Annotated in this window: 13 protein-coding genes; 6 read left to right on the top strand and 7 right to left on the bottom strand. The window is 34.0% G+C overall.

From position 1 onward, the window contains the following. Positions 1-143 precede the first annotated feature (143 nt). The 3 genes from GON26_RS09895 to GON26_RS09885 all read right to left on the bottom strand — a co-directional run bounded on the left by GON26_RS09895 (position 144) and on the right by GON26_RS09885 (position 3,821). Entirely contained in the window at positions 144-2,633 is a 2,490-nt protein-coding gene (locus tag GON26_RS09895) for a DUF5686 and carboxypeptidase regulatory-like domain-containing protein (RefSeq protein ID WP_160374642.1), read from the bottom strand. Between the two features lie 102 nt (positions 2,634-2,735). Next, positions 2,736-3,152 carry a type II 3-dehydroquinate dehydratase gene (gene aroQ / locus GON26_RS09890; protein WP_160374641.1) on the bottom strand — a complete coding sequence of 139 codons (417 nt, stop codon included), beginning with the start codon at positions 3,150-3,152 and terminating at the stop codon, positions 2,736-2,738. A 108-nt stretch (positions 3,153-3,260) separates the two neighbouring features. Further along, complete coding sequence (locus GON26_RS09885) at positions 3,261-3,821, bottom strand: porin family protein (protein ID WP_160374640.1); 561 nt, start codon at positions 3,819-3,821, stop codon at positions 3,261-3,263. 298 nt (positions 3,822-4,119) lie between these two features. Between GON26_RS09885 and GON26_RS09880 the strand changes: the two genes are divergently transcribed. The 3 genes from GON26_RS09880 (at position 4,120) to GON26_RS09870 (ending at position 7,398) form a co-directional block, all read left to right on the top strand. Beyond that, positions 4,120-4,749: a porin family protein gene (locus GON26_RS09880; protein ID WP_160374639.1), complete on the top strand. Its 630-nt coding sequence runs from the start codon at positions 4,120-4,122 to the stop codon at positions 4,747-4,749. Between the two features lie 80 nt (positions 4,750-4,829). Continuing rightward, entirely contained in the window at positions 4,830-5,726 is an 897-nt protein-coding gene (gene xerD, locus GON26_RS09875; RefSeq protein WP_160374686.1) for a site-specific tyrosine recombinase XerD, read from the top strand. A 142-nt stretch (positions 5,727-5,868) separates the two neighbouring features. After that, the gene (locus GON26_RS09870; RefSeq protein ID WP_160374638.1) at positions 5,869-7,398 is read left to right on the top strand and encodes a PAS domain-containing sensor histidine kinase; all 1,530 of its coding nucleotides are present in this window, start codon (positions 5,869-5,871) and stop codon (positions 7,396-7,398) included. A gap of 93 nt (positions 7,399-7,491) precedes the next feature. Here the strand turns inward: GON26_RS09870 and rny are convergent, their stop codons facing one another. From rny to GON26_RS09855, 3 genes are all read right to left on the bottom strand, one after another. Beyond that, entirely contained in the window at positions 7,492-9,054 is a 1,563-nt protein-coding gene (rny, locus tag GON26_RS09865) for a ribonuclease Y (RefSeq protein ID WP_160374637.1), read from the bottom strand. 208 nt (positions 9,055-9,262) lie between these two features. Beyond that, positions 9,263-9,556: a cell division protein ZapA gene (locus tag GON26_RS09860; protein ID WP_160374636.1), complete on the bottom strand. Its 294-nt coding sequence runs from the start codon at positions 9,554-9,556 to the stop codon at positions 9,263-9,265. Positions 9,557-9,561: 5 nt separating this feature from the next. Further along, the gene (locus GON26_RS09855) at positions 9,562-9,852 is read right to left on the bottom strand and encodes a hypothetical protein (RefSeq protein ID WP_160374635.1); all 291 of its coding nucleotides are present in this window, start codon (positions 9,850-9,852) and stop codon (positions 9,562-9,564) included. A 177-nt stretch (positions 9,853-10,029) separates the two neighbouring features. Here GON26_RS09855 and GON26_RS09850 point away from each other — a divergent pair, with 177 nt between their 5' ends. From GON26_RS09850 to GON26_RS09840, 3 genes are all read left to right on the top strand, one after another. Continuing rightward, entirely contained in the window at positions 10,030-11,724 is a 1,695-nt protein-coding gene (locus GON26_RS09850; RefSeq protein WP_160374634.1) for a M23 family metallopeptidase, read from the top strand. An 11-nt stretch (positions 11,725-11,735) separates the two neighbouring features. Beyond that, complete coding sequence (locus GON26_RS09845) at positions 11,736-14,201, top strand: TonB-dependent receptor (RefSeq protein WP_160374633.1); 2,466 nt, start codon at positions 11,736-11,738, stop codon at positions 14,199-14,201. A 79-nt stretch (positions 14,202-14,280) separates the two neighbouring features. Further along, positions 14,281-15,003: a CREC-EF hand family protein gene (locus tag GON26_RS09840; protein WP_160374632.1), complete on the top strand. Its 723-nt coding sequence runs from the start codon at positions 14,281-14,283 to the stop codon at positions 15,001-15,003. 154 nt (positions 15,004-15,157) lie between these two features. Here GON26_RS09840 and GON26_RS09835 read toward each other — a convergent pair whose 3' ends face one another. Continuing rightward, positions 15,158-16,033: a cation diffusion facilitator family transporter gene (locus GON26_RS09835; RefSeq protein WP_160374631.1), complete on the bottom strand. Its 876-nt coding sequence runs from the start codon at positions 16,031-16,033 to the stop codon at positions 15,158-15,160. Positions 16,034-16,080 lie beyond the last annotated feature (47 nt).

Here is a 16,080-nt window from a genome sequence, read left to right as displayed (position 1 = left end):
GATTTTAAAGATTAAATCTATTTCTTTTGTTTTTATTTTTGACAGATAACGTTTAAGTTTCTCTTTAATAAACATTCAAAAATCAATTCTCATCTGTAAAATCTGCGTGAAAGAAAAAAGTATTCATGTGCAGAATAAAAAAACTAATCCAAAGCATTCAATATTTTCAAACCGAAAACCACTCCGTTTTGTTCTTTTGCACCTTGAAAAGAATGTACATAATCGATTCTGAAAAGTTTAAATTTTCCGAAACCCAGATTGTCTAAACCGGCCGTAAATTCAGAATATGGTTTTCTGTCTGGAATCGCTAAGGTATGAAAACCAAGATTCAGTGTCGATTTTAATTTATTCAGTAACGGAATTTTATTCATAATAAACCCAGTATCATTGTATTCCGAGTGTAATTCAAAATAGCTGTCGTTGGTACTATTGGCATAATAAGGCATTAAATTGAATACATCCAGATAGCGGCTGCTTGACCCGATGTGAGTTTGGTTTCCGTTGAAATGCCTGTAATCCATAAAAGCAATATTTTCGGCATTAAAGAATTTCCCGCCTCTTAAATTCATGCCTATAATACCTTTATTTCCTAATAATACATCATATTTTACCGAAGCTGCCAGGTTCTCGAATTCATATTTTTTATCGCTTCCGGCAAAACCTTTTTCGAAGGCAACAAAAAGTGTAGGATATTTTTCGTTTCGCACATTATATCTGCCGTCAGGTCTTGAGATATATTTGTTTCCAAAATTTATTTTTGCTGTAAGATTCGCTTTAAATAAATGGTGTTTATCAAAACCCGGGGTATCAAAATCATTTGGAGCCAAAGGATTATTAGACGAATAAACATCCTCTCTTTTAAAGAACGAATAATCAGTAGTATTGAATAATGGTTTTCGTTGTTCGTACGCAAGCTGAGCGTTCAGATTTACGCCATTTGCAATATCCTGTGCATAATTGATTTGTGCAAATTCCAGATTATACAATTTCATATAATTGTCCTTAAAAAACAAAGAACTGATAGAATTAACAAGTTTAGTAATAGGCTCAGCTTTATTAAACTGCGCTGTTTTTGTTCCTCCTGAAGCCCAAATGGTAGCATAATTTATCGCATTAAATCGGTGCATAAAAACTCCTGTAACACGAAAACGCTCATCAGAAAAACCATAATTAAAATCAGTACCTATTGATGTCATTTTACCATTATCTTCGTTCCATTTTCTAAAAGAAAAACCAGTTCCTAAATTATAACCCTGAACGGTATTAAAACTCATAGATGTTGGATCAAGCAAACCCTTATACTCAAAAGAGTAGTTTTTGAAAGTGTTTTTGTAATTATAACCTGTAAGCACATCAAAAACTTTAAATTTATTGTTTTTGGCATCAACAGAATCAATGTATTTCTGGGATTTTCTAATCGTCAGTAAACTGTCTTTTTTGGTATAATCAGTACTTTCTTCGAGAGTTAACGGTATGGGTCTTATTTCATTCCAGTACGCATCATCTTTTTTATTGGCATTGGTTTCAAAAGCTACAATTTCTTTACCAAACGTTTTCTTTTCAAAAGAATCCGGAAATTCATAATTAGAATAAACATAGTTGAATTTGCCTGAGAATTTAATTCCAAAAGCCCCTGCACTAAAAGCCAAAGTCTGAGCGTTTTTTGCCCAAATTTTATTTTTAGGATTGTAGGTAAAAGTCTGTTTTAAGTTCATTGCCTCGGTAAATTCCTGTTTCATTCGGTAGCCCTTAATCTCAAAATCTACGGCATAAATCGCAAAACTATCGTCTATTATATAAATGTAACCTTCAAAAACCGGCTCTTTGTCGCGTTTAGGCGTTACTTTTATTTTATTAATTTGCTGATTGTTTTCATCAAAAAAAGTACCTTCGAGTGTGTATTTGTAATAATTAAAAGCATTATAAGCAATAGGAGAAATCAGATTGATATTAAATTCTACGGTGTTTTCGTAAAAATCATAGGTAGATAAACTTGCTGTATTATAGCTATACCCTCTATTGTTTCCGGAGATTTTCGAGGCGATGATTTTTTCTTTGACTTTGTCAGGTTTTTCAAAAGTAAGTTTCGAAATGGTTTCGGATAAGTATAAAATACCAGTACCTGTAGAATCTAAATTGGAAGCCATGTCTTCACCAAGATCAACTTTTTGCCCCAGAATTTTTTTAGGAAGATCTTTAACCTTAAACATTCCTTTCGAATAAAAATCGGCGGTATATCGTTTGGTTTTATCGGAGTTTTCTTTGCGATTTGCAATGGCACTTTTTATAATGGCATTGGCAGGATTGTTTTTAGGGTCAATCACCACTTCATTTAAGGTATAACTTTCCTCCTGCATTTTTACGTTTAAAGTCACCGTTTTAACATCAGAAGCAACCGTAATTTTTTGGGTTTTAAAACCTAAATATTGAAAAACAATTTTATTTTTACCTATTTCCTTAACATTGAGCTGATACACTCCCTGATCATTAGAAGTGGTTCCACTATAAGTGTTCTCTTCAAAAACTGATACAAAAGGAAGCGGATTCCCTTTGTCATCTGTTATAATTCCTTTGATCTGAGCAAAGTTTGTAATCGAAAAAAGTAAAAAGGCAAATAAAGTATAGTTTCTCATGAAAGTTTTTTCTTTCACAAAAATAGAATAACTTCAATATGAGGTTATTAAAAAAAAGTTAAATCTGCTTAACTGCGTAATTATAAATTAAAGTTCTAACTACTACAAAAAGAAAGACTGAATAGCCAATTCGTAGCTTTTTAAACCAAAACCTAAAATAACGCCTTTAGCATTTCCGGACAAATACGACTGATGTCTGAAGCTTTCACGCGCATACGTATTCGAAATATGTACTTCGATTACCGGAGTCGTAATGGCTTTCATCGCATCGCCAATGCCTACAGAAGTGTGTGTATAAGCTCCTGCATTCAAAATAATACCATCATACGAAAAACCATATTCCTGAATTTTACTGATTAATTCACCTTCAATATTACTTTGAAAATAATACAATTCTACGTTCATGAATTTTTTCTGCAACATCGCAAAATAGTCTTCAAAAGTTTGACTTCCGTACACTTCTGGTTCTCTTTTTCCTAACAGATTCAAATTGGGACCGTTGATTATGGCGATTTTCATGTTTTAGACTGATTATAATTTTCTTTAATAAATAGCGATTGAACTTTGTAAAAATAAAAAAACCGTTCTAATAATTAGAACGGTTTTTATAAAACTATGTGATTATTTTTAGAACATGAATCCAGCAGAAAGTTGTACTGTGGAGTTTTTAACATCTGCATACTTAGAAGCTTCAGTTAAACCTAAATTATAACGTCCTTGAACAAAAATATTCTCAGTAATTTTAAATCCTAAACCAAAGTTCACTCCAAATTCGAAAGTTTCTGCATCATAAGGATCAAAATCATCTTTTTCGCTTAATAAAAAAGAAGCCTGTGGTCCTGCTTCTAAACTAAAAGAATCACTTAAATAAATTTTTGCCATTACAGGGATAGATAAATAACCTAATTCTTTTTTAAATTCTTCTCCAGCTTCTTTATAACTTGCGCCCTGAGTAGAGTATAAAAGCTCCGGTTGAATAGAAAAACGATCTAGTAGTTTTAACTCGGCTACTAAACCTGCGTGATAACTTGTAATACCTTCTTTATCAAGTTCAATTCCATCAAAACTAGCATCCCCAGTTTGATTAGCAAAGTTTACCCCTGCTTTTACCCCAATTTTTAATAATTGCGCTTGTGTTGTTGCTGCTGTTGCTATGAACAATACAGCTGCTAAAAGTATCTTTTTCATAAATGTTTTTTTAATATTTGATTTTATATTTAGTTATAATTCAAAACTACATAATTCTACATTTAGTATGTTATAGTATTGTTTTATTTTTTTTAAGAATTTCCACAGCTGTTTTTTATTCTTTTTTTAATAAGGGAAGTTGGGTTATTGTTTTATTAAGTGATAAATCCTTGTAAATCAGTAATTTACTTAAAATCAGCAGTTTTGCCTCAATTACTACTATTTTTATTAATAAAAAATATTTTTTTTATTAAGTATAATTCTATATTTGACCATTATAACCCAAAAACAAATTGTAATGAAAAAAATTATTATGACTGCTGCGGCAGTATTGGCTTTTGCATATACCAATGCACAAGAAGTTAAATTTGGAGTAAAAGCTGGTCTTAACATTGCTAACCAAACAGGCGATGTTGTAGGTACTGAATCGCTAGTAGGTTTTCACGTTGGTGGTTTTGCTGAAATTAAATTAACAGACAAATTCTCCATTCAACCGGAACTTTTATATTCTGCCCAAGGAGCTAAATATGATTTTTCTGAGCCAGAATTTGATTCATTCGAAGAAGGTAAATTAAAATTAGCTTATTTAAATATCCCTGTAATGGCTAAATTTTACGTTACAGAAAAATTTACTGTTGAGGCAGGTCCACAAATTGGTTTCTTATTAAGTGCCAAAGATGATTACAGTGGTAGCTTTATGGGAGAATCTTACTCAGAAAATGAGGATGTAAAAGATGGTTACAAATCAATTGACTTTGGTGTTAACTTTGGTGCTGGATATGATTTTACCGAAAATCTTTCAGTTGGCCTTCGTTATAATTTAGGTCTTTCAAATATTGTAGAAACTGAAGATGCTGAAGAATTTGATGTTGATGATGTTAGTGTTCAAAACAGTGTTTTCTCATTATCTGTAGGATATAAATTCTAATCTTAGAATAAAATATATTACTAAAAACCTTCCCTAATCCGGAAGGTTTTTTTATGCTTAAAATTCTTTACTTTGTAAACATGAACTGGAACCGATATATAAAAGACTATCAATCGTATTTGCGAATCGAAAGAGGACTGTCTAAAAACACCATCGAGAATTATAGTTTTGATATTGAGCGATTGTGTCTTTTTCTGGAAACTAATCAGATAGAAATTTCTCCGGTAAAAATTAAGGAAGATACCGTTCAGGAATTTATTTATGCGGTTTCAAAAGAAGTCAATCCGCGCTCGCAGGCCAGAATTATTTCGGGTTTAAAAAGTTTTTTTAGCTATTTGGTTTTCGAGGATTACCGTAATGATAATCCATTAGAACTAATCGAAACACCCAAAACGGGCCGTAAACTCCCGGACACTTTATCTATTCAGGAAATCGACAGGCTTATTGCCGCCATAGATTTAAGTTCGAACGAAGGCGAACGTAATCGTGCCATGCTGGAAACCTTATATGGCTGTGGTTTGCGGGTTTCAGAATTGGTAACTCTCAAAATATCTGATTTGTTTTTTGAGGAAGGATTTGTAAAAATTACCGGAAAAGGCAATAAAGAGCGATTTGTACCTATTGGCGAACACACCCAAAAGTTTATAGAACTCTATCAGGATACGGTTCGGGTACATCAGGTTATCAAAAAAGGAAATGAAGATACCTTGTTTTTAAACCGCAGAGGCAATCAGCTTACCAGAGCCATGATTTTTACCATTATCAAAGATTTGGCAGTCAAAATTGGCTTGCATAAAAACATTAGTCCGCATACATTACGTCATTCATTTGCTACTCATTTGCTCGAAAACGGAGCCGATTTGCGTTCGATTCAACTGATGTTAGGACATGAATCTATAACAACTACAGAGATTTACGTGCATCTGGACCGAAGTTTTTTAAAAGAAGTTATGCAGACTTTTCATCCCCGAAAATAGCTGTGTAAAATCGTGTTAAACACTTTCTTATGTTTTAAAAAAGAATTATCTTGTGTGATATTTTGTATTAAATCATTTTATCGAATTTTTCTTCGCTATTTGATGGAATGTTTTAAAGAATAATCACTTTATACAGTAGAATATGGTTTTTGATTTATATGAAAATGATGACTGTTTAAAAGTAAATGGCTTCTATAAAAAATTATTTGCTGAAATTCCGGATGTTTTTTTTCAGCTGATTATTGATGATAATAATCAATATTCTTTTCCGTTTTTAAGTAAATCTGTTGAGGAAATTTTCGAATTATCTGATGCTGAATTTACAAAATCAACCGAATTAATCATTCACGGCAGGGTTTTGCATCTGGACCGGAAACGTTTTTTTGAAACCCTTTTCAAAGCAAAACGAGACCTTACCCCTTGGGAATACGAATTTAGAGCGACACTTCCCAAAAAAGGATTGCGATGGTTTAAAGTATTTTCAAAACCGGAACGTCATACAGACGGGAACACCGTTTTTTTTGGATATGTTTCGGATATCACCGTTTTTAAAGAGCAGCAGTTAAAGCTAAAATTCTCAGAAGAACGATTTCAATTTGCTTTAGAAGCTTCAACTGTTGGAATTTGGGATTGGGATATGGTGACCAATAGTGTTTTTTATTCGTCTCTTTCTCTTAAAATATTAGAATTAGATTCGGCTGATGTACTGGATAATCCGGAACGCTGGGATAAAATTGTACATCCTGACGATCTGGAAAAATATTACTCGGACATTCACGAGCATTTTGATAATAAAATTCCATTTTACGAGAATTACCACAGAGTAATGACTTCCAGCGGAAAATACAAATGGATTCTGGACAGAGGTAAAGTTATCGAGCGTGATGCGAGTGGTTCTCCATTACGAGTAATTGGTACACATACTGATATTTCGGCACAAAAAGAAAAAGAGTTAGAGCTCATAAAAACCATGAAATTATACAGCGATCAAAATAGTCGCCTGCTTAATTTCTCGCATATCGTTTCGCATAATCTTATTACTCAGGCAGGCAATATCAAATCGATTCTGGATTTTATGGATGCTGATACCAAAAAAGAAAATTTTGATGAAATGTTAGGGCATCTTCGTACTGTTTCTAATAATCTAAACGATACCATTTCAAATTTGACTCAGATTGTAAAAACACAAAGCAATCTGAATATTGTTGTGGAACCTTTAAAATTATGTCAGTATATCAATAAAACAATTGCCACCATGAAAGGATGTGTCAATTCGAATCAAACTGAATTTACCATAATCAATAATGTTCCGGAATATCTAACTATTAATTTCAATCCTGCTTATCTCGAAAGTGTTTTATTGAATTTTACCACCAATGCTTTAAAGTACGCACATCCTGATCGAGACCCTGTGATTGTGTTTGATTTCGCAATCGAACCAGACGGCCACAAAGCGCTAAAAATTAAAGATAACGGATTAGGAATTGACCTGAAACGTCATGGTGAATTGTTATTCGGAATGTACAAAACGTTTCATAAACATGTTGAGGCACGCGGAATTGGTTTATACATTACCAAAAATCAAATAGAAGCGATGCAGGGAACCGTTTCGGTCGAAAGTGAAGTTGGTGTAGGCTCTACCTTTAAAATTGTTTTTAATGATGTTTTGTAGCCAATACTATTCTTTTTACTAATGAATTATTCCTAAAATAACAAAGGCTGTCTTTTTGAGACAGCCTTTGTTATTTTAGGAAATTAAAAGAAATTACTTCGCAATATTTACTGCTCTGGTTTCTCTGATTACCGTTACTTTTACCTGACCTGGATAAGTCATTTCGGTTTGTATTTTTTGTGAAATTTCGAAAGATAAGTTTGCAGCATTTTCATCCGAAACTTTTTCACTCTCAACAATTACACGAAGTTCTCTACCCGCCTGAATTGCGTAAGCATTTTTAACACCGCCAAATCCATAAGCTACTTCTTCAAGATCTTTCAAACGCTGAATATAAGAATCTAAAACCTGACGTCTTGCGCCTGGTCTAGCCCCTGAAATAGCATCACAAACCTGAATAATAGGAGAAAGCAATGACTTCATTTCGATCTCGTCGTGGTGAGCTCCAATTGCGTTACAAACTTCTTCTTTTTCACCGTATTTCTCAGCCCATTGCATCCCTAATAATGCGTGAGGTAAATCACTTTCGGTATCCGGAACTTTACCAATATCGTGTAATAAACCAGCTCTTTTGGCTAATTTTACGTTCAAGCCAAGTTCGGCCGCCATGATACCACAAAGTTTAGAAACCTCTCTTGAGTGCTGTAATAAGTTTTGTCCGTAAGAAGAACGGTATTTCATTCTACCTACCACTTTTATCAATTCTGGATGTAAACCGTGAATTCCTAAGTCGATAACCGTACGTTTACCAACCTCGATAATTTCGTCATCAATTTGTTTCGCTGTTTTAGCAACAACTTCTTCGATTCTAGCCGGGTGAATACGTCCATCGGTTACTAATTTGTGTAATGATAAACGGGCAATCTCTCTACGAACAGGATCAAAACAAGAAAGGATAATGGCTTCTGGTGTATCATCAACAATGATTTCTACTCCTGTAGCGGCTTCAAGCGCTCTAATGTTACGTCCTTCACGACCAATAATTCTACCTTTTACATCGTCAGATTCAATATTAAAAACAGAAACGCAATTCTCAACTGCTTCTTCAGTTCCAACTCTTTGAATGGTATTGATAATGATTTTCTTAGCTTCTTGTTGTGCAGTCAGTTTTGCTTCTTCAATAGTATCCTGAATATGCGACATTGCCTTGCTCTTCGCTTCCGCTTTCAAACCTTCGACCAATTGCTCTTTTGCTTCTTCGGCAGAAAGACCTGAAATCACTTCTAATTGTTGTAATTGACTTTTGTGTAATTTATCAACTTCAGCTTGTTTTTTGTCTAAAACTTCAATTTTGTTAGAGTACTCTAGTGTTTTAGCCTCAAAATCGTCGTTTACTTTTTTAGCTTTAGAAAGCTCATTTGAAATTTGAGATTCTTTATCGCGAACTCTTTTTTCTACTTCAGCTACTTTTTTGTCTCTTGACAAAATCACTTGTTCGTGTTCTGATTTTAGTTCTATAAAACGCTCTTTAGCCTGAAGAATTTTATCTTTTTTGATATTCTCGGCTTCTAAATTAGCATCTTTTAAAATAGAGGCTGCTTCTTTTTTTGCGTTTTTGATTAAGTTAGAAATATTGCTTTTTTCGATAATTTTAGCGATTCCAAAACCTGCTGAAATGCCTATTATACCTGAAATAATGATCGTTATGATGTCCATGTTTGTTAAAATTTATATATAAAAAAAGCCTACATTAATTGCTTGAATAAACTCGTAAAGACAAGTTTTGAGCTAACTCACTGTTCAAGTTTCCTTGCCGAAGCAGGGCATACTATAGTAGTGATGATTCGCTCATTCTAATTTGTTAGTGTTGAGTTTACCAAATATGAACTAATGTAGGCAGTATCTTAGTTGCTGTAAAGAACGTTTAATTTTCGAGATATTGATCCAAAAGCGAATTTAATCTTTCAATTCTTTCGATGGTTTCCTCGCCATCTATTGCGTTATCAATCTGTTTCTGTTCTACCTGCGATGCAAATTGCAAAGCGCACATAGCCAGTACATCTTGTTTGTCACGAACTGCGTAACTTTCTTCGAATTGCTTGATCATAGCATCAATTTTTTTGGAAGCGCTTCTAAGCCCTTCTTCCTGAGCCGGTTCTACCGTCAATGGGTAAACTCTGTCGGCAATTGATATTTTAATTCTAAGCTTTCCGTCCATGTTATTTAATCTGATAGTTGCGCTATACAGTAATCAATTTCGCGAATTAATGAATTTATTTTAAGCTTTGTCTCTCTCTTGTTGTTATCGCTGCCCAGCAATGAATTGGCTATTTTGAGTGTATCATACTGCTTTTTCAAAGTCTCAATCTCCTGAGATTGTCTTTGTATGATTTGTGCAGCTTTTGTTAGTTCTAATCGTAAGTCTTGATTATTTTTCTCTAAACCTTTTAATTTCGAAAAAAGCTTTTCGACTTTATATTCAAGAGTATCAATTATTTCGGCAATTACACTCATTATAAATCCTATTCATTACTTAATCCTACAAAGTTAGTATTCCTTTTTATTAATGCAATTTTTTATCGATTTTTTTGCATTAAAAATAAGCAAATAAATGAAATTCAATTAATTGTGTTTTTATTATTTTATTATCTTTTTTGCAGGCTTTTTTTTACCTTAGCAAAAAGCTTACCCATGAAATTGACTATTTTTTCTTTATTGTTTTGTAATTTTATTTTTGCTCAGACGCAATATCCTCAGGATTACTTCCGCTCACCACTAGATATACCCATGCAGCTCTCCGGGAATTTTGGCGAATTACGCCCAAATCATTTTCATGCTGGTTTCGACTTAAAAACCAAACAGCGAGAGGGTTTAAATGTTTATGCTGTAGCGGATGGCTATGTTTCGAGAATTAAAATTTCGACTTTCGGAAACGGAAAATGTATTTACATCACGCACCCAAACGGTTATACTTCGGTGTACGGCCATTTGCAGAATCCAGTAGGTCCAATTCAGGATTACGTTCAGAAAACACACTATGAAAAACAATCTTTTGAAATTGAAATGTTTCTAAAACCAGATGAATTACCCGTAACCAAAGGACAATTGATTGCACTTTCGGGCAATACCGGTTCATCTGAAGGACCGCACTTGCATTTTGAATTTCGTGATTCCAAAACTGAATTTGTTATAAATCCAATGTTCTTTGGCTTTGATAAAGAAATTGCCGATAATAAAAAACCTACTATTTCCGGACTCTACGTATATCCTTTAGAGGGCACAACCGTAAATCAGTCTAAACAGCCCTTATTACTAAATATGGCTTTGCAAAAAGACGGCACTTATTTAGTTAATAAAGTGAAAGCAAACGGAAAAATCGGATTTGGAATCAATGCCGTTGATTTTGATGACGTGTCCTATAATAGAAATGGTGTTTATAATGTAAGTGCTTTTTTAAATGGAAATCCCAATTACAAATATCGATTCAGCACCTATTCTTTTGATGAAATGCGCTACATCAACGCCTTTATTGATTATTCAAAATACAAAAAAACAGGGCAGCGTATTCAAAAACTTTTTATGGAAAAACCTTTTGCGTTAAGCATCATTAAAACAGATTCCCTAAATGGCGTAATTCCTGTAGTTCCTAATCTAAGTGCTACTTATAGAATTGAAGTTTCAGATTATTTTGGAAATATTAATTCGGTTACCATTCCGCTGGAATTTGATGACGCAACACCAATTGTAAGCGCCGAGCCCGACACCTCCAAATATTTTATTCATTCCGATAAAGATGCTATTTTCGAAAAAGAGAATATGTCGGTTTTTTTGCCGGCAGGAACATTTTACAATGATTTCAAAATGAATTTTGATGTAAAAAACAATCGCATTTACATTCATGATGATACAGTTCCGGCACATTCTAATTTCACCATCACCATTCAGGACAGTACTTATGCCGAGGAGTTGCGTGACAAAGTTTTTATTGGAAAATTCAACGGAAAAAGCTTTGGTTATACTGCCACTACAAGAAAAGGAACTGTTTTTACAGCCAAATCTAAAATTTTAGGCCAATACGGTCTAGCAATCGATACTACTCCACCAACGATAAAAATCTTAAAACCCATTCAGGACAAATGGATTAGCGAGATGAAAACTATTCAATTTAGCATTAATGATAATCTTTCCGGAATAAAATCGTACAATGGTTACTTAAACGGAAAATGGATTTTGTTTGAATATGATAATAAAACCAAAAAAATCACCCATAAATTCGATGACGGGATAGTAGCAGAAGGTGCTAATGATTTAAAAATTGAAGTAGTCGATAATGTAGGGAATTCTACTATCTTTGAAACTCACTTTTTCAGAAGTCAACAAAAATAAAATCAAAACGCTTGAATAGTAGTAAGTTAATAATCGTTTTCCTTTTTTTATGCTGTGGTTATTTTTCATTTGCCCAAAATGCAACGGTTAAAGGAGTAATTCTGGATCAGGAAAATAAACCTGTTGCAGACGTCAATGTTTCGGCTTCAGGAAATGTGTCGCAATCCAATTCTAATGGTTTTTTTGAAATTGAAATTCCTTCGAATAAAAAAACAGTACTTGTTTTTACTCATATTTCTTTAAAAATGATGTCGCTAACAGTGGTTTTAAAACCCAGCGAAATTTTCGTTTTTAATCCGGTAATGAGCAATTCCGAAGAGCAAATGGGCGAAGTTTTTGTAAGCTCAAAAAACAAAAAAAGAGTACAGGGCATTACGATTATCAGCCCTGAAACCATCCGGAAAATTCCAGGTGCCAATGCCGGAATCGAGAACATCTTAAAAACATTACCGGGCGTAAATTCTAATAACGAATTAAGTTCACAATATGCTGTCCGAGGCGGAAATTATGATGAAAATTTAGTCTATGTAAACGAGATTGAAGTCTATCGCCCTTTCCTGATCCGTTCAGGTCAACAAGAAGGCTTGAGTTTTACCAATACCGATTTAGTTCAGAATGTCGATTTTTCGGCTGGTGGGTTTCAGGCTAAATTTGGTGATAAATTATCCTCTGTCTTAGACATTACCTACAGAAAACCTACACAATTTGGAGCTGTACTTGAAGCCAGTTTTCTCGGCGGAAGTGTTGCTGTTGATGCCGTTTCTAAAAATAAAAAATGGTCTGCAGTAACAGGAGTTCGTTATCGAAATAATAGTTTGTTAGTGAATAGTCAGGACACACAAACCAATTACACGCCTACTTTTGCAGATATTCAGACCAATGTAAATTATGATATTTCGGAGAAATGGCAAATGAGTTTTTTAGGAAACATTTCGCAAAACAAATACCTGTATCAGCCTCTGACACGTGAAACTAAATTTGGAACAATTGATAAACCCATGACCCTGAATGTATATTACGAAGGGAGAGAAAAAGATCAGTATGACACTTATTTTGGTGCTTTAAAAACTACTTACAAAGCATCACCAACCCTAACTTTCAAATTGATTGGTTCCTTATTTCACACCATCGAAAAAGAACACTTTGATATTTTGGCACAATACCGTTTAGGTGAAGTAAACGAAGATGGTTCACCGGTTTCTGACAATATTAATTTTACAAGGGGAATAGGTACACAACTCAATCATGCCCGAAACGATTTGGATGCTTTAATCGCTAATATCGAAATTAAGGGATTTAAAGAATGGGCGAATAGCGAACTTGAATTTGGTTTAAAATACACTAGAGAATCCATTCGCGACCGGGTTGTAGAATGGGAAGTGATTGATTCTGCTGGGTTTTCTATTAATCCCCCGTTGGTTGTTTTACCAAAAGACAATCAGCCAGAAACACCATATACCGGACCACTTTTGCCTTACCAAAACATTCGTGCCACCAATTTTAATGACATCAATAGGTTTTCAGGTTATGCCCAATGGAATAACAAAACAGAGTTAGGCAGTAATGAAATTTGGTACACGATTGGAGCGCGTTTTCAGAGCTGGCAGGTTTCTGGTGCCGCTATCGAAGGAAAGAATCAAACCGTTTTTAGTCCGCGTGCACAGTTTACCATAAAACCGGATTGGGATAAGGATATGGTTTTTAGAATTTCTGGCGGATTGTATCATCAGCCGCCATTTTATCGCGAACTTAGAGATGCAAATGGAGAAGTACAACCTAATGTAAAGGCGCAGCAGTCCGTGCATTTTGTAGTGAGTAATGATTATAATTTTAAGATGTGGAACCGCCCTTTTAAATGGGTCACAGAATTGTATTACAAGTCACTATCTGACGTGAACACTTATTCTATTGATAATGTACGCATTCGTTATGTCGCTGACAATAATGCAAAATCGTATGCGCAGGGAATTGATTTTAGGCTAAATGGAGAATTTGTTCCCGGAACAGAATCCTGGGTTAGTTTTGGTTATTTGAAAACCGAAGAAAACTACGAAAACAAAGGCTTTATAGCAAGACCAACTGACCAAAGACTAAAATTTGCCGTTTTATTTCAGGACTATATGCCCAATATTCCAAGTGTAAAAGTGTATCTAAATTTGGTTTACAACACAGGCTTACCGGGAGGTTCACCTTCCTATTCCGATCCATATTTATATCAAAACAGGCTGAATGATTACCGAAGAGCAGATATTGGTTTTTCTAAAGTTTTTATAGATAGCAATACCAAAGTGGCAAAAGCCAATTGGTTAAAAAAATTCAAAGAATTATCATTGGGAATAGAAGTTTTTAATCTTTTTAATAATCAAAATGCCATAACGAATACCTGGGTACGCGATGCGTATTCTAAAAATCAATACGCCATTCCTAATTACATGACTTCGAGGGTTTTTAATGTAAAACTGAATGCGAGGTTTTAATTTAGTCATTGAATTAGGTTGCGTTTTAAAACAAAAAACATTTTATTGTTTATATTTGAATTCAATTAGAAATTAAGTTATGAAAAAGATACTATATATATACAGTGCATTAGTTGTGATTTTTTTAACCGGTTGCCGTGATGAAGTTAAAAAACCAAAAGTAATTTATGACACTTCTAATAAAAGCGGAGTAGTTACGAAAAACGATTCTACACAAATAGAAATTGCCGATTTACCCATTCAGATGGAAGGTACGAGTTATCTGATTCATCCTGTTGGAGATTTACGTGTATTCGAAAAAGGTTCTAAAGCACGTTATGGTTCTTCAAGTGTAAACGATGTGAGTTTTACTATTTCGAATTTAGGCGAATATGAAATCACGGGCTATTTGCAAAATTTGAAATTCCAAAAAGTAGATTCTGATTCCATCAGACCTTTGTCTGACAAACCTGTTTTAATTTTAACTGCAACTTATTTAAAAACAGTTGCCGATAGAACTCAAAATCAAGTAATGGTTTATACTTTAACAGATTCAGACACTAACAAAGATGGAAAAATTGATACTGGTGATATTAAAACTTTATACCTAAGCGATATCAGCGGAGAAAATTTCACGAAAGTGTCAACAGATTTAGAAGAATTGGTAGATTGGAATTTAATTGAATCAAAAAACCGTTTGTATTTCAGAACCATTGAAGATACCAACCAAAATGGACAATTTGATAAAAACGATGTTTTACATTACAACTATATTGATTTAGGATTAAATAAATGGGAAATTAAAAATTACAAACCAATCTAAGGTACTAAGGCGCTAAGATTCTGATTAACTAAGATTTAAAAAATCTCTCATATAAAAAACTGATTAAAAATTACGTAAGTTAATTTTTAATCAGTTTTTTTATATCTATGATGAGAGAAAATCTTTGAACCTTAGAATCTTAGCCACTTTGTTCTCAATGATAATCATCTGGTTCAATATGAATCAAAACATTTCCTAATTCAGGAATTTGTTCTTTCAGAGTATCTTGCAATTTATGCGACAATTCATGTCCTTCTTTTACCGAAATATTGGCTGAAACAATAGCATGCAAATCTACATGGTAGCGCATTCCCGCCTTACGGATGAAACATTTTTCGGTTCCCAGAATTCCTTTTACGGTTAATGATTTTACACGAATTTCTTCGACCAAATCATCGTTTAGATGTTCGTCCATAATTTCACCAAGAGCAGGTCTGAAAATTTTATAACTGTTGTAAAGAATAAAAAATGCCGCAAAAAGTGCAGCCCAATCATCAGCAGATTCATAACCTTTCCCCATAAAAAGCGCAATCGAAATTCCAATAAACGCTGCGACTGAAGTAATTGCATCACTACGATGGTGCCACGCATCAGCAGCTAAAGCCGAACTATTGATTTGCTTACTGCGTTTCATTACCACTCTAAAAGAATATTCTTTCCAGATGATAATCGCTCCTAAAACATACAAAGTCCATGATTTTGGTAAATCGTGCGAAGTCTGGATATTAGCGATACTTTCGTATCCAATAATAGTAGCAGAAGTAATTAAAAACCCAACCACCAAAAAAGTAATTAAAGGCTCTGCCCTACCGTGACCGTAAGGATGATTTTCATCGGCTGGTTTGTTCGAATACTTAATTCCGAACAACACTAAACAGGACGAAAATATATCCGTAGTCGATTCGATCGCATCTGCAATCAGGGCGTAAGAATTGCCAAAAAAACCTGCTAAGCCTTTTGAAATGGCTAAGCAGGTGTTTCCAGCTATACTAAAGTATGTAGCTTTTATAGCTTTTTGTTCATTCGTCATTTAGACTTATTTAGGACAAGCATTAAGTTTTTTTGCCACGAATTCAC

This window comes from Flavobacterium hydrocarbonoxydans (assembly GCF_009789235.1).
GTDB classification, from domain to species: Bacteria; Bacteroidota; Bacteroidia; order Flavobacteriales; family Flavobacteriaceae; genus Flavobacterium; species Flavobacterium hydrocarbonoxydans.
The sequence above is the reverse complement of the archived record's forward strand: the minus strand, read 5'-3'. Positions and strand labels throughout refer to the sequence as shown.